The sequence below is a fragment of the Streptomyces sp. NPDC005533 genome, assembly GCF_042871845.1.
In the GTDB taxonomy this organism is placed as follows: domain Bacteria; phylum Actinomycetota; class Actinomycetes; order Streptomycetales; family Streptomycetaceae; genus Streptomyces.
On record NZ_JBIAJH010000009.1, the window covers coordinates 168,550 to 192,287 of the forward strand.

Here is a 23,738-nt window from a genome sequence, read left to right on the forward strand (position 1 = left end):
CGTGGCGTGGCACGCCGCGTTGTGCTTCCCGCCAGTGCTGGAGCTGACGTGCGCGCATGCGCCGAGCAACGCCGATACGTCTGCGACGAGGGTCACCATGTACCGCCTTCGGGCAACGGTCGTGAGCGGCGCCGCCGTTCCGGCTGGGGCGCCATGCCCCGGGGAGCGTCACGTGGCGGCGGACCGCGGAAACGAGCCGGGCCGTGTGGTGCTCACCGTGAGGGACAAGTACCCACCGTGAGGGACAAGTACCCACCGTGAGGGACAAGTACCCACCGTGAGGGACAAGTACCCCGAGGGGCGTGGACTTCACGTGGTCGCCTGCCCCGTCGGCCTGCGCCGGCGACGGACGCCGGTCCTCCCGGACCCGCTCGCCCCGTGTCGCCGGCGCATCGCCCGTACGGCTCAGCAGGTGCGTCCGACGTAGTGGGCGTTGCTCACCTTGCTGCGCGATCCGAGCCAGGTCTTGCCGGGGCCTACGCACTTCTCGTAGTTGGGCCCGAAGACCTCGACCTCGATGATGACCCGGGAGCCGTCGTTCGTGCAGTGGTTGTAGAAGGAATCGGAGCCCGTGGCGAAGTACCCACAGGGATCGGCGGTGGCGGGCGTGGCGGTGACCAGCCCGCCCGCGATCATCAGGCCGGCGGACAGCAGGGCGGTGGCGAGGCGACGAGCGTGCACGGAAACTCCTCGGAATTCGGTTACTGACAACAATGCGGTCACCCTAGGTGCCACCCACCTGGCCGAATCGATTCAGCGGTATCCCGACACACCGATCGTGTGAAGCCGGAACCGGCTTCGTCCACTCGGCGGTAGACGCGCCGACGAATCGCATCAGGTGGGCGTCGGCATGGAACGATCTCCGCATGACAGAGAGCTCGAGCCCGTACATCTCCTCGCCGAGGGTCACAGTGCTGGCGGTGCAGCCCGGCGATCCGCCTTTCCGGATCGTGGAGATCGACGGGGAGATGGTCCGTATGGCGGAGTCCATGACCGACGTGATCCTGGCTGCCGCGGCCGCGGGAATCACGATCCACGACCTCGACGACCCGGACACGGTCCGTTGGGTGGGCGGCGGGAAACTCACCTGGCGGCTGCACTAGCGCCCGGGCTGCCCGGCTGCGCGGCGGGACGGTCTGCGGGGGCCTCGGGGGCCTCGGGGGGCCTAGGGCGGCCTCGGAGGTGGGGCGCCGGTTCAGGTGGCCCGGCCGTAGCGGACCTCTGTGCTCCAGATCCGTTCCAGACGGACGAAGGTGCCGGGGCGTGGAGCGTGCCAGATCCTGTCCTGGCCCGCGTAGATGCCCACATGGCCCATAGTCGCGCCGGTGGGGAAGAAGACCAGGTCACCGGTCACGCGATCGGACTTGGGGATGTGGAGGGTGTGCTCGTACTGCTGCTCGGCGGTGCGCGGGAGGCGTTTGCCGGCCTTCTTGAAGGCGTAGAGGGTCAGTCCCGAGCAGTCGAAGCGTTTGGGTCCGGTAGCGCCGTAGGCGTACGGCGAGCCCTGTTTGGAGGCGGCCACCTCCACGGCTCTGACGCCGTAGGGGGCGGCCGCTGCGGCCGGCTCCGCGTAGCCGGTCAGTGCGACGGCGGCGAGCAGCAGTATGGAGAAGGCGGCGCGTGCGCTGGGGCAACAGCCCGTGAGGAGAAAGCCCTTGGGGGCCTTTCGGAAGTCGGTCCTGGAGCAGGACAATCGTGATACCTCCGCAATCGGTTGGCTGGCGGCAGTTCGGTTCAGATCAGTGGTCGGTCCTGTTCTCGGTGGAATGCTTCATGGATTGGTTCTGACGGCGGACCAGTTTTCTCCGACACGATGCGCACGACGGTCTCGGACACGGCGCGAATTGTCCCGAATTTGCATTCGATTCGAGATAATAGTTATGCATGACTTCCAATCGAGGCCCCAAACCCCGCCGAATGGGCGGACCTTCGAAACCGGCTCGCCAACTCCAGGGCGCGTACGGCTGAACCGCGCTGCCAGGAGGCATCGGGCCACCGCTGAAAGGGAACTCACCCCGGGTGACCTCGACAGAACTGCTCCCGGCGGCACTGCCCCGCGCCGCTGCCCGCCGGGCCCTGCTCGCCGGTTCGGCCGGCAATCTCGTCGAGTGGTACGAGTTCGGCGTCTACGGCTGCTTCGCCACCGTCATCGCGGCCAACTTCTTCACCCCGCCCACGGGCACGGGAGGCGGCGCCGGCACGGGACCCGGGAGCGGGATCGAGGCGCTGGTCGCCACGTACGCCTCGTTCGCGCTCGCCTTCTTCTTCCGCCCCGTCGGCGCACTGCTCTTCGGCCGCCTCGGCGACCGTCTCGGCCGGCGCCCCACCCTCGTCCTCGTCGTCGGGCTCATGACGCTCGCCACCACCCTGATCGGGCTTCTCCCCACCCGGGAGGCCATCGGCCCGGCCGCCCCCTGGCTCCTCACGTTCCTGCGCGTGCTGCAAGGGCTGTCCGCGGGCGGGGAGTTCGGCGGCGCGGTGTCCGTCATGGCGGAGTACGCGCCACCGGGCCGGCGCGGCCTCTACGGTGCCTGGCAGTCCTTCACCGTCGCCCTCGGCCTGCTGGCCGGCGCCGGTACGGCCGCCGCCCTGGCGACGCTGCTGTCCACCCCGGAGCTGTACGCGTGGGGGTGGCGGATCCCGTTCCTGCTGGCCCTGCCGCTCGGGTCGGTCGCGCTGTGGCTGCGCACCGCGCTGGAGGAGCCGCCCGGGGCGCCCCCGGCCGGGGCCGCGTCCGGGGCCCGCAGCGGCCAAGTGCCGCCCGGCGGTGGGGTGCAGGCCCGTGCGGTCGTCCTCGGCATCGGGCGGATCATGGGCTGGTCGGCGGCCGGATACACCTTCCTCGTCGTCCTGCCGTCCTACCTCCAGTCCACACGGGGAGCCTCCTTCCGCAGCGCCCTCCTGGCCACCACGCTCGTCAACCTGGGGTTCGCCGCCTCGATCCTGCCCGCCGGGCTGCTCAGCGACCGGTACGGGCGGCGCCCGGTCATGCTCGGCGGCGCGCTCGGCATCGCCGTACTCGCCTTCCCCCTGCTGCACTTGCTCCAGTCCCCGGACGCCTCCCCACCGGCCCGGGCCGCGGCCGTGCTGACGGCGGGCGCGCTCGTCGGACTGCTGGCCGGACCGGGGCCGGCCATGCTCGCCGAGATGTTCCCCCGACGAGTGCGCTGCACCGGCCTCGGACTGGCCTACTCCCTCGCCAACGCGGTGTTCTCCGGCTGCGCGGGGCTCGTCATCACCGCATCGATCGCCCGGACAGGAGACACCGCCATCCCCGCCTACTACGCCGCCGGTGCCTGCGCCGTCAGCTCGCTCGCACTCCTGACCCTGCGCGCGAACGACCACCGGGAGCCCCTGCGATGAGGGTGGTCGGCCTGATGTCGGGGACCTCGTACGACGCTGTCGACGCCGCCGCCTGCGACCTGGAGCTCCCGGCCGGGGGCGACACCCTGCACCTCACCCCACTGGGCATGGTGAGCGAGCCGTACCCGGCCGGGCTGCGCCAGGGGCTCGCGGCGGCTCTGCCGCCCTCCGCCATCACGCTCGCCGACGTGTGCCGCCTCGACACGCACATCGGGCAGGCCTTCGGACGGCTCGCCGTCCGCGCGGACCGTGAACTCTGCAACGGGCAAGCCGCGTTGATCGCCTCACACGGTCAGACCGTGTACCACTGGGTGGCGGACGGCCGGGTCCACGGCACCCTGCAGCTCGGCGAACCGGCCTGGATCGCCGAGGCCACCGGCCGCCCCGTCGTCTCCGGTTTCCGGCCGCGGGACGTCGCCGCCGGCGGCCAGGGCGCGCCGCTGGTGAGCCTGATCGACCTGATGCTGCTGCGCGGCCGGCCCGGGGTACCGGCCGCCCTGAACATCGGGGGCATCTCCAACGTCACCGTGGTCCCGCCGTTCGGCGACCCCGTCGCGTTCGACACCGGTCCGGGCAACGCGCTGATGGACGCGGCGGTGCGGGAGCTGACCGGCGGGCGGCTCGCCTACGACGAGGACGGAGCGCTCGCCGCCGCCGGCCGGGTGCACGAGGCCCTGCTGGAACGGCTGCTCACGGACCCCTACTACCGGCTGCCCGCGCCACGCACCACGGGCAAGGAACTGTTCCACGAGGGCTACCTGCGCTCCCGGCTGACCGGCTTCGGGCAGCTCCCGCCGCAGGACCTGCTCGCCACGCTCACGTGCCTCACCGCCCGGACCATCGCCGACGCGCTGCGACCGCTGGGCGCCACCGAGGTCTACGCGTCGGGCGGCGGCGTGCGCAACCCGACGCTGACGGGCATGCTCCGCACCGAACTGGGCGGCACGGCGCTGCGCACCTCGGAGGAGCTCGGGCTGCCGGCCGCGGCGAAGGAGGCGTACGCGTTCGCCGTGCTCGGGTACCTCACCCTGCACGGCCTCCCGGGCAACGCTCCCGGATGCACCGGCGCCGACGGCCCCCGCGTCCTCGGCTCGATCACCCCGGGCCGCCGCCCGCTCCGCCTGCCCGCAGAGCCCACCGCAACTCCCCGTTCCCTGACCGTACGATCCACCCCGACCTCGCGCTGAGTGAGGCAAGGCGTGGGCAACCTCCTGCCTTCGTCATGGCGGGTGTTAGCGTGCGCTTATGCGCGCTCCCATCGGGTCCTTCGACAATGCGGTGCCGGCTCCCGACTGCCTCGCGGACCTCGTCCCGCCCGTGGCCGAAGCGGTGCGGAACTGGGCCGGGCGCGTCCCCGCCGAGCAGATCCTGTATGTGGACACCGACCCCGCCATCGCCGACACCGGCGCCTTCGTCGCGCACTACGGGCAGGAGCTGCTCGGCCAGTCGGCGAACTGCGTGGTGGTCGCCGCCAAGCGCGGCGGCGCGACCACCCTCGCGGCCTGCCTCGTGCCCTCCGCCGGCCGGGCCGACGTGAATGGCGCCGTCCGCCGTCACCTGGGCGCGCGCAAGGTGTCCTTCGCGCCGATGGAGACGGCCGTGGAGCAGACGGGCATGGAGTACGGCGGCATCACCCCGCTGGGTCTGCCGGACGGCTGGCCGCTCCTGGTGGACCCCGCGGTCGCCGACATGCCGTACGTACTCGTCGGCAGCGGTCGCCGCCGCGGCAAGCTCATCGCGCCCGGGAAACTGTTCGCGGAGCTCCCCGGTGCCGAAATCGTCGAGGGCCTCGCTCCCTGACGCTCCCGCGATCGCTAACTGCGGTCCGGGCGGAGCTCGATGTGGTCCGGGGCCAGGTCGACCGCCAGACGGTGTTCCATGCCCAGGGCCTCCAGGAACTTCGGGGGCAGCTGGACGCGGCCGGAGCGGTCCAGGACGACGTACTCGCGTTCCCTGATCGACTCCTCGCCGTGCTCGTCCGTCACCAGGCGGCGCAGGACCTCGCTGCTGGTGCGGCCGTCGCGGATCGCCACGGTGCGACGGACCTCGCCCGCCACCATGGGGTCGTGCGTCACGATGACCACCGTCACGCCGAGTTCCTTGTTCACCGTGCGGAAGGCCTCGAAGACGGCCGCCGTCGTCTCCGAGTCCAGTTCGCCCGTCGGTTCGTCGGCCAGCAGCACCCTGGGGTCGTTCGCCATCGCCACGGCGATCGCGACGCGCTGCTGCTGGCCGCCGGACAGTTCCGCCGGGCGCCGGTGCGCCAGCTCGCCGATGCCGAGGGCGTCGAGGATCTCCGTGACCCGGGCGGCGTGGCGTGCGCCCGCGCCACGCCGGCCGCCGCCGCCCTTCAACTGCATCGGCAGCGCGACGTTCTGTCCGGCCGTCAGGAACGGCAGCAGGTTGCGGGCCGTCTGCTGGAAGACGAAGCCGACCGCTTCGCGCCGGTAGCGCAGCCGGTCCCGCGCCGAGAGGTCCAACAGGTCGTAGCCGGCGACCGCCGCGCTGCCCGCCGTCGGGACGTCCAGGCCCGCCAGAATGTTCAGCAGGGTGGACTTGCCGCTGCCCGAGGCGCCCACGAGCGCCACCAGGTCACCCTGGGCGACCGTCAGCTCCAGCCCCTGGAGGGCCTGCACCTCGATGCCGTCCGTGCTGAAGATCCGGACCAGACGGTCGCAGGCGATCGCGGCGTCCACCGCCGGGGTGCGCGGCTCCGCGGCGGCCGTCGCCCGGCGGCGCAGCTCCTCGTACGTCGGCTGGTCGGTGTTCAACGCTGGTCTCCCGCTCTCAACTCGGTGGTGATCTGCCGTCGTCCGGATGTCGCCGCCTCGACGAGCACGGTCGCGGCGACCAGGGCGGCCAGGCCCAGGGCCTGGGTCAGCACGGGCCCCGCGGTGAGCCGGACACCCGTCGGCACGCTCGCTCCGACCAGCGTGGACAGGTCCATCGCCGGACCCAGCAACGCCACCGCGGCCGCCGCCACCACGGCCCCGCCCAACGTCGCCGCCAGGGTCTGCGGCAGGGTCTCGGCGAGGATCAGCGCCACACCCTGGCGGCGGCGCAGCCCCATGGTGCGCAGCCGGGCCAGCAGCGCCGCACGTTCGGGAACGGTCCGCATCAGCGTCAGCAGAACGGCCAGCAGCGCGAAGCCGGCGGCCCCCGCCACGGACGCCCAGAACAGGCGCTCCGCCGACCGCTGCAGCGGATCGGCACCCAGCTCGGCGACGGCCTCCGCGCTGGTGCGTACGGGGTACACGTCGTCGGCGGGGTCTGCCGCGGCGCCCGGATCCCGACCCGCGGCGACTGCCGAGGACGGCGACGGCGACGGCGCCGGGGACGAGCCCTGCGTCGGGGACGCCGGCGGGAGCGCAGCCCGGACCAGCGCGCGCAGCCGTTCCCCGTCCACGGAACCGAGGGCCAGCCACTGGTTCGGCTGGTCGGCGCCGACGAGGGCCGTCGCCGGGCCCGCCGGCAGGACGACGGTCGCGGCGTCCCGGGCGGGGCGGGCCGGGGTGCAGTCGATCACGCCGACGACCTGTGCCTTCACCTCTCCGCCGTTGCCGGGCCGCACCGTGAACGTGCCCGGGCCCGCCAGCCGCGCCAGCCCGGCGCTGAACAGCGCGGGCACGGGCGCGTCGGCGGACTGCGTGCCGCCCGCGGCCAGCAGGGCGGGGTCGAAGGAGCCACAGCCGAGGACGCGCGACAGCTCCGCGTAGGCGGCCGGTTCGGCGACGATCACGGAGGTCTGGGTGGAGCGCAGGGTCATGCCGAGGATCGACGAGTCGTGGTCGATCCACAGCGACACGGAGGTGCGTACGCCCGGCAGTTCACCGGCGGCCTTCGCGAGCCCGGCCGGGAGCGAGGCCTTCCCGAACGCGGTGATCGCCGCGTCACCCCCGGCCGCCAGCCGGGCGACCCCCAGCCGGTTCGCGTCCACCGAGTCCAGGACCGCAGCGCCGAACCCACCCGTGGTGATGGCGAGGAGCAGCGCGACCATCGGCAGGACGGAGGGGCCGCTCCGACCACGGGCCTGCCTCCCGCCCGCTCCCGAGCCGCGGGCGGCCCGCGCCAGCCCGAGGAAGCCGACCAGGCCGGAGCGGCGGCCGGCCGCCCGGGCGAGCCAGCCGGTCACGACCGGCTGCAGCCGGGCCAGCAGCAGGCCCCCGCACAGCGCGAGCAGCAGCGGAGCCGCGACCAGCAGCGGGTCCGGGTCGCTGCCGGCCGGGGCGACCCCGCGGCGGCGGACCTCCAGTACGGCGGCGGCCGTGGCGACGAGGACGAGCAGCTCGGCCACGGGCCTGCGCCACCGCCCGGCCGGACGCGCCGGCGTCAGCAGTACGGCCGCCCGTACGGGGAAGGCCAGGAGCGCCAACAGGGCGACCACCGCGGCCGAGAGCAGCGCGGGAGCGAGCCGGGGCGTGGGCAACAGGAGCACGGCGAGCGCGGTGGCGGCCGTGGCCGCCGGCAGCACGGTGACGGCTCCCTCCCCGAGGAGCCGGCCGACGATGCCGGCGCGCGAGCCGCCGCGCGCCAGCAGCAGGCGCAGCTCGGCGTCCCGGCGGTCCCCGGCGAGCGCGCCGGCCAGGCACAGGACCACGAAGGCGACCCCGCCGACCCCGGCGGGTCCGATCAGGGCGAGCGGCGCCGCGGCCTGTCTGCGGTCGTGGGCCTGCTTGAACAGTTCGGGCAGCCACGACGTGGTCCGCAGCCGCTGGCGGGCGGTCTCCCGCGTGAGGGTTGCGGCGGTGGGCCCGGCCACGTACGAGGCGATCTCCTTCGTCGTGGCGGCGAGACGGTCGGCCCGCAGGCTGCCGACATCCACCGGGAGCCGCCAGAAGTCCTCGGCGGTGTCGCCCCAGGTGTCCATCCGGCCGAGGTCACCGGCCCCGATCAGGGCGTCGACGTGCCAGGAGAGGTTCTCCCCGTTGTAGTGCTCGCAGGCGCGCGGCAGGCAGTCGAGGCCCACCCAGAAGTCCTCGGTCGGGTCGGGGACCGCGTAGAGGCCGACGACCTCCACGGACGGCGTGCCGTCGACCAGGGGCGTGCTCCTCAGCACGGACCCGAGGCGGGCGCCGAGGGTCTCGGCGGCGCGCTGCGAGAGGGCCACCTGCAGCGGCGGATCGTACGCGGCGGCCCCCTCGGGGGCACCCGCGGGCGGGCGCGCGTCGCTCGGCCAGCGCCCCTCCACCAGCTTCACGTGGGCCGGGGCCTCTTGGACGTACAGCAGGGACATCGCGGGCGGGAAACCGGACGGGCGGGAGAGCTCCGGATTCAGCAGCGGCTGCCGCTTGGTGGTCCGCGTGCCGTGGACCACCGCCTCCGGGTCGACACGGAAGGTGCCTCCGGTATGGGACAGCAGGCTCTTCAGCGTCCGGTCCAGGGCTTCGGCGCTCTGCCCGGCCACCGGGGCCGGCGCGGTCACCTGGAGGCTGGTGTCGGTGTGCCCGCTGCGCTCCAGGAACGACCGCAGGGCCTGGTCGGCGCCCCGGTCCTGGGCCCGCGGCAGCGCGGCGGCCAGCAGGACCGCCACGAACGCCAGCGCGGCGGCGAGCAGGGTACCCAGGGGAGCCGCCCGCAACCGGGTCCTGACCCAGGGCGCGGGCCGCGGGGCGCGGGCGGACGGCGGCGGGGTGCTCACATCTCCTCCACGGGACGCAGCCGGCCGGCGATGTCGCGGCCCCGGGGGCCGCTGAGCAGGGCCGACAGCAGGGGAACGGCGGCGATGGCGGCGGCCGTCAGCAGGGTCTGCCAGAACGGCAGGTCCACCCGTACGGGCGGGAACGGGCGGCCGGCGGCGGGGGTGAGCACGACCAGGGGCGCCATCAGGTGGACGAGGGCCACGCCCAGTCCGGTCCCGACCGCGGTCCCGACGACGATCAGCACCCCGCCTTCGGCTGCGGACGCCAGGGCCAGCGACCGCCGTGGGGTGCCGAGGGCGAGCAGGACCGAGAACTCCCTTCCGCGCACGCGCCGTTCGGCCGCGCTCGACGTCGCGAAGCCGATCGCCGCCAGGACCGCGCACGCGGCGGCGAGGGCGGCCAGCGCACTCTGCGGGCCGGCGCTCAGCGGGTCCGCCAGCAGGCGCGCGGAGATCTCCTCGCGCAGCTCGACGCGCTCGGTCCTGGACCCTTCGCGCAGCGCGGTCGCCGCGCGGGCCGGGACCGGATCGGCGGCCGAGGCGGCGGGCAGCCACCACTCGGTGGGCGGGGCCGGCTGTTGGCCGGCGGACTCCACCAGGAACCGGCCGAGCGTGGGCAGGTCGACGGCGAGCCCCGACCGTCCGACCACCGGGAGGGAGTCGACGGCGGCGGTGATCCGCATCGGGACGCTCGCGCCGTCGAGCGTGACCGGGACGGTCGCACCCACGGAGGCACTGATGGACCGCAGGTAGCCGTTGGTGGCGACCGCCGGGACCGCGGCGGGGGCCGGGGCGGCGGGCGCCGGGAACAGCACGGCGCTGACCCCCTTCCCGGTGCCGACCCCGCCCCAGAACCGCACCTGCAGGTGATCCGTGGATCCGGCCGGGAGCGGGGAGAGCACGGGCGGCCGCAGCGTGCGGGGCCCCTGTGGGGGCGCCGACTGCCAGCCGGTGGCGGCGGGTCCGGGGGTGGCGGGTCCGGGGGTGGCGGGTCCGGGGGTGGCGGGTCCGGGGGTGGCGGGTCCGGGGGTGGCGGGTCCGGGGGTGGCGACCGCCGTCGCCGCGCCGTCAGCGGTGTCGGAGACGCCGATCCGACGCAGGGTCAGTTCGCTGCCGTCGCCTGCGGGGCCGTCGTCCCCGGCATACGAGAGCCGTATCCCCGCCAGGGTCAGCGGGGCCGCGGCCGAACCGATCGGAGCACCGGTCAGGGTGTCCAGGGGAAAGGCGAGCGTGGCGTCGCCGCTGGTGGGCAGCGTGACCGAAGGCGTCCCGTGGGTCGCTCCGAAGCGGTCGCGCAGCAGCAGGCTCACGGCCGCCCAGCTCGTGCCGGCGGTCCGCACCGTCACGCCGAGCTCGATCCGGCGGGGTGAGCCGGGCAGGGCGACACCGGGAGCCTGCCCGGGTGTGGCCGTGGCCGTGCCGGTGGCCGTGGCCCCGCCGGTGGCTGCGGCCCCCGCCGGGGCGTCCGGACCCTGCGCGGCGAGCGGGGCGAACAGCTCCCGCATTCCGTGGCCGCCGCGCAGGTCCGCGCGCAGCGGTACGCCTTCGGCCACCTTGGCGGCATCGACCGCGAGGAGGTCGGTGGTGCCCCCGCCGGGCAGCGGCTGCGAGCGGCGGACCACGGGGATCAGCCGGTCCCCGCCCGGCAGTGCCCCGTAGCGTCCGGCCTGCCCCATCGCGGCCATGCTGCTCCCGGAGATCCGCAGGCCGCCCGCGGTCGCGAAGTCGGCCTGATCGCGCTGGGATTCGGACCAGGCGGTGTGCTGGCCGAGGGCCAGGATCCCGCTGGAGACGGCGAGGACGAGCAGCAGCACCGGCCCGGTGGCCCGGCCGGGCCGTCGGGCGAGCTGCCAGCCGAAGAGGGCCGGGCCGAGGCTTCGGCCGCGGGCCGCCAGTCGTCCGCCGGCCCGCGCCGCGAACGGCAGCAGCCGCAGGACCAGCAGCGTGCCCCCGCACAGGGCCAGCGTCGGGGCGGCGACCAGGACCGGGTCGATGCCGAGTCCGCCGTCGGCGGGGGCGTCGGGCACCTGGGCGTCCGTACCGCCGTACTGCGACAGCTGCTGGTAGCCGAGGACCGCGAGGACGATCACGGCCAGGTCCAGGCCGGAGCGGGCGGCGCCCGTGACCAGGGCCTGCCTGCCGCCGGCGCGGCGCAGGACCGCGGCCGAGGCGCCGCGCAGGACGGAGGGCAGGGTCGTCAGCAGGACGCAGGCGAGGGCGCAGCCGGCCGCGACCGGCCAGACCAGCCAGGTGTCGGGGATCCGCAGGTGGACCTGCGCGAGCGGTCCGAACCGGCCGAACAGGCGCAGCAGGGGTGGTGTGAGCAGCGGGGCCAGGACGGCCGCGGGCAGGGCGAGCAGCAGCGACTCGGCCGCGCCGAGCGCGCCGAGGCGTCGGCGGGAGGCGCCGCGCGCGGTGAGCAGGACCCGCTCCGGCTCCTGGCGCACGGTCAGGATGTGCGAGACGAGGAGCAGTGCCGCGGTGGACAGGACGGCGAGCTGGAGCGCTCCCACCATCAGGGTGGACCGGGCGACGAGCATGCCGGAGTCCAACTCGGCCAGCAGTTTGGGTAGTTCCGTGGCGGTGCGGAGGGAGGTGGTGCGCTCCAGGCTGTCGCCGGCGGGTTTCGCGGCGGCCCGGACGGCCTCGGCCTCGGAGGCGCGGATCGTGCGCAGGTCCGGGGTGAGCAGCGTGAGGCGGTAGTTCTGCAGGAGGGCGCCGGTCGTGAAGGCGCTGTCGTCCACCAGGAGCGGGCCGTAGGTGGCGAGGGAGCCGGACTGGATCTCCCGGCCGCCCAGCGGGTCGAGCCGCCAGTACCCGGCGTCCGGATCGGAGGCCCGGTACACGCCGGTGACCAGTACGGTCAGCGCGGCGCCGTCGAAGCGGTCGTCCAGCCGGACCGGTGCGGGCAGCGCGGATTCGGCCAGGCCGAGCCGGGCCAGGGCCGCGCGCGGTACGGCCACCTGCATCGGTGCGGCCGGGGTGCCGGTGCCGGTGACCGGTGCGGGCCACTGGCCGGCGAGCAGTTGTACGTGTTCCCGGCCGAGCGCGGCGAGCAACGTCAGGTCGGCGTCGTGGCCCGAAGTGGCCGCACCCGGCAGTCCGTAGGAACGGCTGCGGGCCACGCTCTCGGTGGTGACCGGAAGCCGCCCGAACACCTCGTCCGCGTAGGCCCGGAGGGACTCGTCGTCCTTGGCGCGGGAGGAGGCCGGATGGCCGCTGGTGACCACGACGGTGGTCCGGGCCTGTTCCGAGCCGGTCAGGGCCTGCCGGAGCCCCTCCTCCTCCACGCCACCGGTGAACGCCGTCAGCGCGGTCAGAGCGGTCGCGGTGATCAGTACGGTGAGCAGCACGGCGACGGCGAGCGGCCATCGCCCGCGCAGCCGGCGCACGACGAAGCCGAGCACGTGTTGAATTCCCTCCCCCGTCCGGACCTTCGGTACCGGATAGCGGACGATGCTGTCAGATTCGAGCCAGAGAGGGAAGGGTCTTGCGCGACTGGTGCGACAGATGCGCAAATGCGATCAGAAAGCTGCAACGGGAGCAGGTGGGGACCGAGAGGCCGGGCGCGCCACATGGACGACGCGACCCACACGGCCGTCGCGAACCACGCGTACACCGCGTACGAGCGGATGATGCGGATGAAGCGAGCCATGCGAACGATGCAGACCATGCGGACGACGCGAACGACGAAGACAACTCGACGGGGGAGTGCGGGCGATGAGTGACAACCACCAGGAACCGGTGACGGCGGCGGTACCGGCGGCCCGGGAAGGCACCGCCACTCCGATCGTGGTGGTGGACGACCTGCACCACAGCTTCGGCAGCGGACCCCAGGCCGTCCACGCCCTGCGGGGCGTGTCCTTCGAGGTCCGCCGCGGCGAACTCACCGCCCTCAGAGGCCGGTCGGGCTCCGGCAAGACCACCCTGCTCAACCTCGTCGGCGGCCTCGACGCCCCCACCAGCGGGCGGATCACCCTCGACGGCACCGATCTGGCATCCCTCGACGAGGCGGACCTGCTCGCCCTGCGCCGCGACCGCATCGGCTTCGTCTTCCAGTCCTTCGGCCTGATCCCCGTCCTCACCGCCGCCGAGAACGTCGGCGTCCCGATGCGACTGCGCCGGATGCCCGCCAAGGAGCGCGAGGAGCGCGCCCGTACCCTGCTCGCCCTCGTCGGCCTCGCGGACCACGCCGAGCAGCGCCCCGGCGAGCTCTCCGGCGGCCAGCAGCAGCGCGTCGCGGTGGCCCGCGCCCTGGCCAACGAGCCCGACCTGATCATCGCGGACGAGCCCACGGGTCAGCTCGACTCGGAGACGGGCCGGTCGATCATGGAACTGCTGCGTGCGGTCGTGCGCAGCGAGTCGGTCACCATCCTTGTCGCCACCCACGACCCGAACCTGATCGAACTCGCCGACCGGGTCGTGGAACTGCGCGACGGCCGTGTCGTCGAGCCCGGCGCGGGCGAGGCGGCCGAGGCGGCCGAGGTGGTCAGCCGGTGAGGGTGACGCAGGGCAGGCCCACGCTGGCGTTCCCGCGGAAACCTTCCGCGCAGATCCGGGTGCCCGCGGGGGAGTGCCGCTGTGGGTAAGCCTGGTCCCGGTAGGTCCTGAACTCGGCGACATCCCTGTCGGCAGACGTCCCCCCGGGCCGGACGGCCCCGGGGGACCAACGCCGGCGAAGATCACGAGTTACGCGGCCCGGCTCACCCATGCGTCCTGGTCAGGTCGCGTGGTCGCCGAAGGCCCGGCCATCGGGGTCCGTGAGCAGGTGGCGGCGGCGCGGACGCCGATCGGGTCGCTCCTGGGGCTCCTGAGGGTCCTGAGAGCCCTGGCCGAGGGGAACCGGCCTCGGGCTGATGCGGCAAGCACCCCACCGATGGGACTCGTTGCCGGTCCGGCGTCGCTGCCGTGGGGCGATGTCCGAGCCCCGCCCGCACAGTTACCGAGCAGAGCCTCGGGTCCCGAAGGGCCCGTCCGGCGGTGCCCGCAAGGCCCGGCGGCGAGACCGCGGCAGGTTCAACTCCTGTTCACGCCACGCTCGCCGGGCCTCTCTACCCTCCTCCTGTCCTTCACCCGACCGAGGGGAACCCGGTGTCCTTCGCCCTTTCCGTCCGCACGGCGGCCCTGCCCGCCGCCGTCCTGGCCGCACTGGCCCTGCCGGCCGCTCCGGCCCACGCCGCGGCCGTATCCGTCACGGCCACGGTGGAGACCGCACCGGTCTCGCACAGCGGCGACGCCGCCGACGACCCCGCCATCTGGGTCCACCCGACCGACCCCGCCAAGTCGGTGGTCGTCGCCACCGACAAGAAGGGCGCGCTGGAGGTCTACGACATGACCGGCGCCCGCATCCAGCGGATCACCGGCGACTACGGCAACAACGTCGACCTGCGCGGCAACATCGTGGTCTCGGCGGACGACGAGGCCGCCGGCGGCAACGGCGTCATGCACGTCTACCGCATCGACCCCGGGACCCGCCGGCTCACGTGGTTGAAGGACGTGCCCACCGAGGTCACCGCGCACGGCATCTGTCTCTACACCTCCCCGGCCTCGGGCAAGCTGTACGCCTTCCCCAACTCCACCTCCGGCCGCGTCGAGCAGTGGGAGCTCGCCGCCAACGGCGACGCCGTGACGGCGACCTCCGTCCGCCTGTGGGACGCGGGCTCCGCGGTCGAGGGCTGCTACGCCGACGAGACCACCGGCAAGCTCTACCTCGGCGAGGAGGACGTCGGCGTCTGGGTGTACGGAGCCGAGCCCACCGCCGGCACCAGCCGCACCAAGCTCGACTCCACCGGCTCGGGGGGCCACATCACCGCCGACGCCGAGGGCATCACCGCCGCCGGCAACCGGATCTACGTCTCCTCCCAGGGCAGCAACGACTTCACCGTGTACGACCGCGCCACCCGTGCCTACCTCGGCCGCTTCTCCGTCTCCAACGGCACCGCGGCCGACGACTGCGAGGACACCGACGGCATCGACGCCACCGCGGCCAACCTCGGCCCCGCCTTCCCCCAAGGCGTCTTCATCTGCCAGGACGGCTCCAACGGCGCCCCCGGCAGCAGCGGCAACCAGAACTTCAAGTTCGTCCCGCTCCAGCGCATCACCGCCCAGTTCGGCTGATCGCCCCGGGCGCCGGCGGCCTGCCGGCGCCCGTGCGGGCCGCGCCCGTGCGACCGTGCGCGTACTGGCCCGCGCGGTGTCAGCGGCGGAGCACCCTGCGGGACACCACGTTGCCGAGCAGCTGCGCCGACTGGACCAGTGCGATCAGTACGAGCACCGTCACCACCATCACGGAGGTGTCGAAGCGCAGGTAGCCGTAGGTCATCGCCAGGTTGCCGACGCCTCCGCCGCCGACCGTGCCCGCCACCGCGGAGAAGTCGATCAGGGCGACGAGCATGAAGGTCAGGCCGAGCACGAGGGGGCCGAGCGCCTCGGGGACGAGCACCGTGAGCAGGATCCGCAGCGGGCTCGCGCCCATCGAGCGCGCCGCCTCGATCACACCCGGTTCCACGGACAGCAGGTTCGACTCCACGATGCGGGCCACGCCGAACGTCGCGACGACCGTCATCGGGAAGATCGCGGCGTCCGTCCCGATCATCGTGCCGACCACCCCGCGCGTGACCGGGGCGAGCGCGACGATCGCGATGATGAAGGGGACGGGCCGGATGATGTTGATGAGCAGGCCCAGGACCGTGTGGACGACCCGGTTGGGCAGGACGCCGCCCTTGCGGGTGGCGTACAGGCTGAGCCCCACCGCCAGTCCGCTGACGGTCGACAGTGCCAGGGTGATGAGCACCATGTAGACGGTCTCGCCGGTGGCGTCGAGGACCTTGGGCCAGAAGGTGCTCCAGTCCGCCTTCACCGGGCACCCGCTTCCGCTCGGTACGGGACGCGGAGCGCGGCGACGACGGCGTCGACCGCCGCATCTTCGCCGCGCAGCTCCAGGGTCACGCTGCCCAGGGGACGTCCCCGTACCTCGGCGATGCCTCCGTGGACGAACGTGAACTCGACGCCGTGGACGTGCAGGAGCTCCGACAGGCCGTCCAGGGAGGCGCTGCCGTCCGCGACGGGCAACGTGATCAGCCGGCCGGGGTGGCGGGCGCGCAGCCGTTCCAGGAGGGCTTCGTCGGGCTCGCTGTGGCGGGCGGAGCGGACGAAGGCGGCGGTCGTCGCGTGGCGCGGCCGCGCGAAGACCTCGTACACCTCGCCGCTCTCGACGACCTTGCCGTCCTCCATCACCGCGACGCGGTCGCACAGGGTCCGTACGACCTCCATCTCGTGGGTGATCAGCAGGAACGTGACGCCCAGCTCGCGGTTGACGCGCCTCAGCAGGGCCAGCACCTCACCCGTGGTCTGCGGGTCGAGGGCGGAGGTCGCCTCGTCGCACAGGAGGACCTTCGGACGGGTGGCGAGCGCGCGGGCGATGCCGACGCGCTGGCGCTGGCCGCCCGAGAGCTGCTCCGGGTAGCGCTTTCCGTGCCCGGCGAGGCCGACGAAGTCCAGCGTCTCCTCGGCCCGGGCCCGGGCCGCCGCGCGGTCCATCCCGGCGAGGCGCAGCGGGTAGAGCACGTTGCCCAGGACGGTGCGCGAGCGGAAGAGGTTGAACTGCTGGAAGATCATGCCGATGTCGCGGCGGACGGGGCGCAGACGACGCTCGCCGAGGGCGGAGAGGTCCTGCCCGTCGAGCAGGACACTGCCCGAAGTCGGCTCCTCCAGCCCGTTGACCAGGCGCAGCAGGGTGGACTTGCCGGCACCGCTGTGGCCGACGACCCCGAACACGGTGCCCGCCTCGACGGAGAGGGTGACTCCGTCGACGGCGCGCGCCCCACCCGGGAACTCTTTGCGGACGTCGCGCAGTTCCACGACTGCGGTCATCGCTTCAGCTGCTTCTGGATGCGGGCGACCTCGGCCTGGAGGTCCGCGGCGGGCAGCTCGATGTGGTGCGCGGTGCCGTTGCTGGTGCGCCGGACCTCGTCCTGAACGGCCTGGGAGGCGTACAGCTCGACGATCTTCCGGTAGTCCGCGTCGTCCTTCCGGTCCGAGCGGGCGGCGATGACGTTCAGGTACGGGACGGACTGCGGGGCCGCGGGGTCGTCCTTGAACAGTGCGGTGTCGGCGGCTATGCCGGCGAGCTCGGCGACGCCGTCGTTGATGATCGCGGCGTCCGTGTCCTTGAGGGTACGGGGGGTCTGCTGGGCGTTCACCGGCGTGAGCCTGAGGTGCTTGGGGTTGGCGGTGATGTCGTCGGGCGTGGCGAAGAGCCCGGCGTCCTTCCGCAGTTCGATGAGGTTCGCCTGCTCCAACACGCGCAGTCCGCGGCCCTGGTTGGCGGGGTCGTTGGGCAGGGCGATCTCGGCCCGGTCGGGGAGGTCCGCGAGCTGCTTGTGCTTGCCGGAGTAGAGACCGAGGGGGACCACGGTGGTCGCTGCGATGGGAGCGATGTCGGTCTTGTTCTCGGTGTTCGACTGCGCGAGGAAGACCAGGTGCTGGAATGCGTTGAGCTCGATGTCGCCTGCGCTGAGGGCCTTGTTGGGCAGCGAGTAGTCGTCGAACACGACCGTCTCCACGGTCAGCCCCTCCTTCTTGGCCTCCTTGGCGAGGATGTCCCATTCGGGGGAGTCGCCGGAGACGCCGACCCGGATGCGGTGGGCGTCCCCGCCGCCGACGCCGCAACCGGACACGAGGAGCGCGAGGAGGGTGGCGGTGGATGCGGCGAGCAGGGTACGTCGGCGCGGGAGTGCAGAAATCATTGTGTGTCCATGTGCAGAGGAAGAGTCGAACAAGCGATAAATGGATCGTAGATCGAACTCGCCTTGCGACCTTCGAATGTGAGGCTCTATTCATGAATCTGCAATGAATGAAAGGATCAGTCCAGTGTCTGGGTCAGTTCGCTGCGCGTGGAGGTGTGCACTACCCGACCGTGTGCTCCGTTGACGATGGGCAGGTACGGCGGAACGTGCCCGCACTCGACATCGGCGATGATCGGGACGTTCAAGGGGCCGAGTGCGTCAAGAACGGCTTCGTGCTGTGTGAGTGACGTGGCGTCAGGGGCCCATGTCCGGCCGACGAGGATCGCGTTCGCCGCGTCGAAGAAGCCGGCCAGCCGCATCCCGTGCAGGTTTCTGCAGATGGTGTAGGCATCGTCGCCGGCTGCTTCGACGTAGACGAGGAGTCCTTCCGGGGACTCGGCTCGGGAGAAGGCCGAAACGTCGAGGTAAGGCGTTCCCGTGAGGTTGCACAGGGTCTCGATGCAGCCCCCGATCAGGCGTCCTTCGACCTCCACGGCTCCGTCGGCGTCCAGCCTCGTCCAGTTGCCGGGCGTGTCGAGCGTGTACTCACGTACCTCGGGTTGGGCGCGGTAGTCGTCCCAGCCCGCGGTGCGGTAGCGATTGGGCGGGGACTGGGTGAATCGGTGCCCCTGCGGGGCGGCGACGATGTCGAGCCATGACAGGAGTCCCTCGGGCACCCGGTAGGGCGTGTCCATGAGGTTGTTGCCGTGCACGGTCGCTGTTCCTGTGAGGAGGGTGAGCGGCGTGATGATGGTCGACATGTCGGAGAACCCGACGAGCCAGGTCGGCTCGGCGTCACGCAGCCGGTCCCAGTCGAGCAGGGGCAGCAGATCGATCGCCGTCTCCCCGCCCCAGGGCGGCGCCACCGCTTTGATGTCGGGATCCGTCAGCAGGGACATCAGTTCGCGGGCACGGTCGGCCGCGGGGGCACTGACGTGGCCGGCGCCGTCCATGCAGTGGCCGACGACTACCTCGTAGCCCCGGGCCTTCAGGTCGCCAAGGGCCACGTCGAGGCGCGCGCGCATCTCTTGCGCGACTCCGCTCGAAGGGGAAGTGATACCGACGCGGTCACCGGGACGCAAGGGGGCTGGATATCGAACAGACATGCGCTGCATTCTGACACGACGTTACGGCCGCACGGTTGCACGGCCGCACCCAACGAGAGCTGGGTCGACTGAGGCATCGAGTGCCGTCGGCGTCAGGATGACTGCGGTCGTCGCAGGCCCTGGAGGAGCAGTTCGATCAATCGGCGGGGGTCGTAGCGCGGGTCGCTGTCGTGTCCGATGCAGAGGTTGCCGATTCCGCGCATCAGTTCGTAGGCCTGCGTGCCGGACCGGATTTCGCCGGCGTCGACCGCGGCGTCGAGGAGCTGCGTGCAGACGGGCACCAGGCGGTCGAGAAAGTAGGCGTGGAGTGCGTCGAAGCCGCTGCTGTCCGATTGCAGCGCACCTGCGAGTCCGTGCTTGGTGACCAGGAAGTCGACGAAGAGGTCGACCCACTGGCGGAGTGCTTCGAGCGGGGAGCCGGCACCCGCCAGCAACTTCGGGCCTGCCTCGGCGCACGCCTCGACCTGGCGGCGGTAGACGGCGACGACCAGATCCGCCCGGGTCGGGAAGTGGCGGTAGATCGTCCCCATCCCGACGCCCGCCCGGGCCGCGATCTGGCGGATCGGCGCGTCGACTCCCGAGGTCACGAACACCTCGGCGGCAGCGTCGAGCAGCGTCTGCTGGTTGCGCACCGCGTCGGCCCTCTTGCTGCGCGCCGACGCCCCTCTGGGCTCGCTCGCTGTGGGCACCACGCTCTCCTTTCGAACGGTCGTTGACGAAACGGAACAGTGCTCCGTATATTGAAAACGGAACCGCGCTCCGTTTTCAGGATAGCTGAAGCCGAGCGCTCCCGCCCCGCCTCGCGCACTGCCCGGCCGTAAGGGCCCGGCCGTCGAGGCGATCGAAGGGACAAGCTCGTCATGACTGCATCGACGTACACGGCCGACATCCTCGGCCCGGCCACTCCCGTCATCTCGGTCAGCCCGGTCGTGCTGCCGGCTCCCGGCCGGGCCGCGGACCTTCAGGTACGCGTCTCCGCGCCGGTGTCCGGAAGCGAGCTGCCGGTCATTCTCCTCTCGCACGGACTCGGCTTCTCGAACAACCTCTCCTCGCTGAACGGCTACGCCCCCCTCGCCGGCTTCTGGGCGGCGCACGGCTTCGTCGTGATCCAGCCCACCCATCTGGACTCGCGGACGCTTAACCTGGGCCCCGCCGCCCCCGGGGCGACCCCGCACTGGCGTTCACGGGCCGAGGACATGAAGCGCATCCTCGACCAGCTCGACGTAATCGGGGCCGCCGTCCCGCAGCTCGCCGGGCGGCTGGACCGGAGCAAGGTCGCCGTGGCCGGGCACTCGATGGGCGGGCACACCGCAAGCCTGCTCCTCGGCGCCCGGCTCACCGACCCCCACGACGGAGGGGAAGTGAACCTGATCGAACCCCGGATCAAGGCGGGTGTGCTGCTGGCCGCGCCCGGCCGAGGCGGCGACGCCCTCACCGAGTTCACGGTCGAGAACTACCCCTTCTTCCTGACCACCGACTTCTCCCAGATGACGACGCCCGCGCTCGTGGTCGCCGGCGACAAGGACGACTCCGCCTTCCTGACCGTCCAGGGCCCGGACTGGCACACCGATCCCTACACCCTCGCCCCGGGCCCCAAGTCGCTGCTCACCCTCTTCGACGCGGAGCACGGACTCGGCGGGATCTCCGGCTACGACGTCGCCGAGACCACGGATGAGAACCCCGAGCGCGTGGCCGCCGTCGCGCGCCTCACCTTGGCCTACCTCCGCACCGAGCTCTACCCCGGCGACTGCGCCTGGCAGGCGGCGCGCGACGCGCTGACGGCCGACCCTGAACCGGTCGGACGGATCGAATCCAAGGAGACAGCCTGATCAGGCCACTTGTCCGTAGCCGTCCGGGTGGGAGGGTCGCCGCCGGCCCCTAGGTGCGGCTCGTACGCCTCGGGCCCCCCCATGACGGCGAGCGGCAGAACGCGGGGCCCACGCCTCGGCCGGACGATCCAGCCCGGGCCCGCCGAACTCCTGATGGACGTAGTCGACCAGATCGACACCGTCGTAGATGATGCCGGTCTGACGCATCGACAGGATGGGGTGGCCATAGGTCCCACGTCCCGCAGGCAAGTAACAGTGCGAACAGACGGGCACCATCGGGACACCGAGGCGTGGCCGGTCCGTCCCTGGCAGCCTGGAGGTTGCGGACCGGCCGGTGGGGCGGCCCGGAGGCGTGCTGGGGGAGGGGCGGTTGTGGTGGGGGCCGCGCACGCGGGCTCGGTGGGGTGCTGCGGGCCGACATCCGTGAGCCGGGCTCGATTTACTCCGACGTGGGGAGCGTCATCTCCCAAGTGACGGCGTCGCCCATGGCCATGATGTGAGACTTGCAGCATGGACATGGGGCGCGAGTCGCGGTGGGAAAAGGACGCAATGACGGTGGAGATCGTTTTTGCCTTGGTGACTGCCGCCATGCTTGCTGCGGTGGTCTTCGCGGGCGCTTTGGCACTCGTCCTGGCACTTGGCATCTCTGGGTCGGCGGAGAAGGGCGTGTTGACGGGAGGCGCGCTGCTCGGAGTGATGGCCGGAGTGTGGCGTCTGGCTCGGGTGCTGCTCAGGTTCGACAAGCAGCGCCGAATGGGCCGCTGACTGACTGATCGTTTCGAAATGGCCGCGAGCAACCACCGATAGGTGATCTCGGATAGGGGGTGCGTCACAGCACCGCTCACTGGGGTCGTGTCGAGGACTTGCGGAGGAGCTCTTCGGCAGTGCAAGTCTGGTCGGGGTCTATGACGAGACAGATGTTGAAGCCTTGGTCATCATGCTGGACCTGGGCTTCGAGGTCGCACGACCACGACTCCCCAGTCGCAGCGCCAGTGTGCACCGACACCTTGAACAACTCGCCTTCGGTCGCCGAGTCCGAGGGGCTGAGGACCTGCGGCGAGCCGCCCTGCACGTAGAACCGCCATCGACCGTCCGTCATGCTCGTAGAGCACCTGTAGTCGGGCACGGCATGGTTGATCCCGCTCGCCGTGAAGCTGTGGTCGGCAGCCACGTGCACTCTGGCGCCGGCCGCATTGCCCCAGTCGCCAACCAGATCGACCTGCTGGATCACGGTTGCATCGCCACCGGCGCCCGCGCACGAGGTGCACGCGAGAACGAGGCACCCGAGAACTGCCGTCACCCGCCCGAAGGACCTGTTGAGCCAGTGGGCCGGGCGCCGCATCCTGTCACCCGCCTGCACTGCAGGCCGCCTGCCCCTGCCGGCTTCGGCTGGAAACTCGCGCATTGACTCCATACCCCGCCCATCGGTTTGCCTGCCTCGGCGCCATGCGCCCAGCAGACCCGCTGCCCAGTGCAAGCCCGGAGCTAGCTTGCCAGATTTCTTGAACGTGTTCAATTGAAGGCCGGCGGATCCGCTCGGGCCGCCCTCCGAAGCCGCCGCAGGCAGATGATGCCGCAGGCGAGTTCGATGAGGCCCTGGTGGAGGTCGGCTCGGCGTTCGTAGCGGATGCGGAGTCGTTTGAACTGGTGGAGCCAGGCGAAGGTGCGCTCGACGACCCAGCGGGTACGGCCGAGCCCAGAGCCGTGGGCGACGCCGCGTCGGGCGATGAGCGGCTTGATGCCGCGCTCGCACAGCAGTCGGCGGTACTTGTCGTAGTCGTAGCCCCAGTCGGCGAAGAGCCGCCTGGGCCGCTTGCGCGGACGTCCTCGCAGTCCTCGGACCCGGGGTATGGCGTCCAGTACGGGGATCAACTGCGTGACGTCGTGCCGGTTCCCGCCGGTCAGGAAGACGGCCAACGGCGTGCTGTGGCGGTCGACGATCACATGGGCGGGACGTCGCGCCACGCCACTCCCTGCGCAGCACGTAGACGATGCCGGCCAGCGCGACGCGGTCCGGCACCGGCAGTCGCCCGGGATGGCGATGGCGCCGGCCGGTCGGGTCGGCGACAGCGGGGCTATGCGCTCCCAGAGGTCGTCAGGAACAAGATCAGCAGCCCCCCGCCGACCCTGCCCAGATGCACCGTCAACCACTAGCAACACGCCGATCTCATTCTGAAACGATCAGTAAGGGTTTGCCTGGGCCGATGCCTCCCGGCGTCGGGCGCGCCGTTCAGCGCTGCCAACTGGTCGACGGGCAGGTAGAGGACGGGGGTGAGACCCGCCGGGAGACTCTCCGCTTCGAGGAACGGCTCGTCGAGCTGTTCCTCCACACGCGGGCTGGTCTCGGCGAGCTCTTCGCGGCTGACGCCGTCTCCCGTCGTGGCGTCATGCAGCACATGTACGCCGAGGGACTGGTGCTTCGCGAGCGGGACGGAGCGGCCACCCGCATCAAGCAGCACGCTGCGAACGCGCTCCGCGAGGGCCCGGGTGCCCTGGCCTGGGCCACGGTCGAGAGCCAGCGCTACGTACTCACCGAGGCGCTGGACGACCTCGCCGACGCGGTTGACGTCGTTGAGCGCCTCACCGTGGCCAACGTCGTCCTCAGCACGGCCGCCGACCTCCTCTTCGACCACCGCCGGGCTTGGACCGGCAGCGGAAACTGGCTTCCCCGCCGGCTGTTGCAGGCCGACCCTCAACACGGCGGAGCCCTCCTGGACGGCTACCGCCGCCTCTGCGAGAACGGCGAGCCGAAAGACCTCGCCGATGCCGCCGTGGAAATCGTCGCTCTCATGGGCGGCCCCCTCCGCGAGGGCTACGTCCGCACCTGGCGCGCCGCCGCGCCGCCCGCCGCCCGCCGGGTTCCGGCCGGTGGACTCACGGAGCCAGAGCCAGAGTCGGATGGCGGCTGCGGTGACTGTGCCGTGGAAACGTAGGCGCGTTCGTCGTCGGGCGTCTCGGGCTCGCGGGGGCCGGACGTTGCCGGTGGGGAGACTACGGACTGGGGCAGCCCGAGGTG

At 72.3% G+C, this 23,738-nt stretch carries 21 protein-coding genes; 9 read left to right on the forward strand and 12 right to left on the reverse strand.

The genetic code is table 11. The features are described 5' to 3' along the window. Positions 1-405 precede the first annotated feature (405 nt). Positions 406-681: a DUF6355 family natural product biosynthesis protein gene (locus ACFYP3_RS12080; RefSeq protein ID WP_388830662.1), complete on the reverse strand. Its 276-nt coding sequence runs from the start codon at positions 679-681 to the stop codon at positions 406-408. 185 nt (positions 682-866) lie between these two features. Here ACFYP3_RS12080 and ACFYP3_RS12085 point away from each other — a divergent pair, with 185 nt between their 5' ends. Next, on the forward strand, positions 867-1,103 hold the full coding sequence (locus ACFYP3_RS12085) for a hypothetical protein (protein ID WP_388830664.1): 237 nt from the start codon (positions 867-869) through the stop codon (positions 1,101-1,103). A 92-nt stretch (positions 1,104-1,195) separates the two neighbouring features. Here the strand turns inward: ACFYP3_RS12085 and ACFYP3_RS12090 are convergent, their stop codons facing one another. Further along, complete coding sequence (locus tag ACFYP3_RS12090) at positions 1,196-1,606, reverse strand: C40 family peptidase (protein WP_388830787.1); 411 nt, start codon at positions 1,604-1,606, stop codon at positions 1,196-1,198. 413 nt (positions 1,607-2,019) lie between these two features. Between ACFYP3_RS12090 and ACFYP3_RS12095 the strand changes: the two genes are divergently transcribed. Genes ACFYP3_RS12095 through ACFYP3_RS12105 form a run of 3 tightly spaced genes read left to right on the forward strand, consistent with a single transcriptional unit; the run spans position 2,020 to position 5,163 of the window. Then, positions 2,020-3,363 carry an MFS transporter gene (locus tag ACFYP3_RS12095; protein ID WP_388830665.1) on the forward strand — a complete coding sequence of 448 codons (1,344 nt, stop codon included), beginning with the start codon at positions 2,020-2,022 and terminating at the stop codon, positions 3,361-3,363. Further along, positions 3,360-4,550, forward strand: a complete 1,191-nt coding sequence (locus ACFYP3_RS12100; protein WP_388830666.1) for an anhydro-N-acetylmuramic acid kinase — start codon at positions 3,360-3,362, stop codon at positions 4,548-4,550. The genes ACFYP3_RS12095 and ACFYP3_RS12100 overlap by 4 nt, the downstream gene beginning before the upstream one ends. A 58-nt stretch (positions 4,551-4,608) precedes the next feature. Next, positions 4,609-5,163, forward strand: a complete 555-nt coding sequence (locus ACFYP3_RS12105) for a YbaK/EbsC family protein (protein ID WP_388830668.1) — start codon at positions 4,609-4,611, stop codon at positions 5,161-5,163. Between the two features lie 14 nt (positions 5,164-5,177). Here ACFYP3_RS12105 and ACFYP3_RS12110 read toward each other — a convergent pair whose 3' ends face one another. Genes ACFYP3_RS12110 through ACFYP3_RS12120 form a run of 3 tightly spaced genes read right to left on the reverse strand, consistent with a single transcriptional unit; the run spans position 5,178 to position 12,408 of the window. Then, positions 5,178-6,134: an ABC transporter ATP-binding protein gene (locus tag ACFYP3_RS12110; protein WP_388830670.1), complete on the reverse strand. Its 957-nt coding sequence runs from the start codon at positions 6,132-6,134 to the stop codon at positions 5,178-5,180. Further along, entirely contained in the window at positions 6,131-9,001 is a 2,871-nt protein-coding gene (locus ACFYP3_RS12115) for a hypothetical protein (RefSeq protein ID WP_388830672.1), read from the reverse strand. The genes ACFYP3_RS12110 and ACFYP3_RS12115 overlap by 4 nt, the downstream gene beginning before the upstream one ends. After that, entirely contained in the window at positions 8,998-12,408 is a 3,411-nt protein-coding gene (locus tag ACFYP3_RS12120; protein WP_388830674.1) for an FtsX-like permease family protein, read from the reverse strand. The genes ACFYP3_RS12115 and ACFYP3_RS12120 overlap by 4 nt, the downstream gene beginning before the upstream one ends. Positions 12,409-12,721: 313 nt before the next feature. Here ACFYP3_RS12120 and ACFYP3_RS12125 point away from each other — a divergent pair, with 313 nt between their 5' ends. Further along, a complete protein-coding gene (locus tag ACFYP3_RS12125; protein ID WP_388830676.1) occupies positions 12,722-13,501 on the forward strand; it encodes an ABC transporter ATP-binding protein in 780 nt (259 codons plus the stop codon). Between the two features lie 591 nt (positions 13,502-14,092). After that, positions 14,093-15,118 (forward strand): phytase, encoded by a 1,026-nt coding sequence (locus tag ACFYP3_RS12130; RefSeq protein WP_388830678.1) that lies wholly within the window; start codon positions 14,093-14,095, stop codon positions 15,116-15,118. Positions 15,119-15,197: 79 nt separating this feature from the next. Here ACFYP3_RS12130 and ACFYP3_RS12135 read toward each other — a convergent pair whose 3' ends face one another. The 5 genes from ACFYP3_RS12135 to ACFYP3_RS12155 all read right to left on the reverse strand — a co-directional run bounded on the left by ACFYP3_RS12135 (position 15,198) and on the right by ACFYP3_RS12155 (position 19,582). Further along, positions 15,198-15,860 (reverse strand): methionine ABC transporter permease, encoded by a 663-nt coding sequence (locus ACFYP3_RS12135; protein ID WP_388830680.1) that lies wholly within the window; start codon positions 15,858-15,860, stop codon positions 15,198-15,200. Further along, positions 15,857-16,873 (reverse strand): methionine ABC transporter ATP-binding protein, encoded by a 1,017-nt coding sequence (locus ACFYP3_RS12140; protein WP_388830682.1) that lies wholly within the window; start codon positions 16,871-16,873, stop codon positions 15,857-15,859. Before ACFYP3_RS12140 ends, ACFYP3_RS12135 begins: the two co-directional genes overlap by 4 nt. Beyond that, positions 16,870-17,748 (reverse strand): MetQ/NlpA family ABC transporter substrate-binding protein, encoded by an 879-nt coding sequence (locus tag ACFYP3_RS12145; RefSeq protein WP_388830684.1) that lies wholly within the window; start codon positions 17,746-17,748, stop codon positions 16,870-16,872. The genes ACFYP3_RS12140 and ACFYP3_RS12145 overlap by 4 nt, the downstream gene beginning before the upstream one ends. A gap of 116 nt (positions 17,749-17,864) precedes the next feature. After that, positions 17,865-18,893: a S66 peptidase family protein gene (locus ACFYP3_RS12150; protein WP_388830789.1), complete on the reverse strand. Its 1,029-nt coding sequence runs from the start codon at positions 18,891-18,893 to the stop codon at positions 17,865-17,867. Between the two features lie 92 nt (positions 18,894-18,985). Beyond that, positions 18,986-19,582 (reverse strand): TetR/AcrR family transcriptional regulator, encoded by a 597-nt coding sequence (locus ACFYP3_RS12155; RefSeq protein ID WP_388830686.1) that lies wholly within the window; start codon positions 19,580-19,582, stop codon positions 18,986-18,988. 171 nt (positions 19,583-19,753) lie between these two features. On the opposite strand from ACFYP3_RS12155, the gene ACFYP3_RS12160 reads away from it, so the two are divergent. Together ACFYP3_RS12160 and ACFYP3_RS12165 are read left to right on the forward strand one after the other, a co-directional pair. Further along, positions 19,754-20,722, forward strand: coding sequence for an alpha/beta hydrolase family protein (locus tag ACFYP3_RS12160; protein WP_388830688.1), 969 nt, complete (start codon positions 19,754-19,756; stop codon positions 20,720-20,722). Between the two features lie 510 nt (positions 20,723-21,232). Continuing rightward, a complete protein-coding gene (locus tag ACFYP3_RS12165) occupies positions 21,233-21,487 on the forward strand; it encodes a DUF6332 family protein (protein WP_388830690.1) in 255 nt (84 codons plus the stop codon). Positions 21,488-21,563: 76 nt separating this feature from the next. Here the strand turns inward: ACFYP3_RS12165 and ACFYP3_RS12170 are convergent, their stop codons facing one another. Both ACFYP3_RS12170 and ACFYP3_RS12175 read right to left on the reverse strand, forming a co-directional pair. Continuing rightward, complete coding sequence (locus ACFYP3_RS12170; protein WP_388830692.1) at positions 21,564-21,953, reverse strand: hypothetical protein; 390 nt, start codon at positions 21,951-21,953, stop codon at positions 21,564-21,566. 281 nt (positions 21,954-22,234) lie between these two features. Then, positions 22,235-22,687, reverse strand: coding sequence for an IS5 family transposase (locus ACFYP3_RS12175; protein ID WP_388830694.1), 453 nt, complete (start codon positions 22,685-22,687; stop codon positions 22,235-22,237). A gap of 239 nt (positions 22,688-22,926) precedes the next feature. Here ACFYP3_RS12175 and ACFYP3_RS12180 point away from each other — a divergent pair, with 239 nt between their 5' ends. Further along, entirely contained in the window at positions 22,927-23,655 is a 729-nt protein-coding gene (locus ACFYP3_RS12180; protein WP_388830696.1) for a nucleotidyltransferase domain-containing protein, read from the forward strand. Positions 23,656-23,738: the final 83 nt, after the last annotated feature.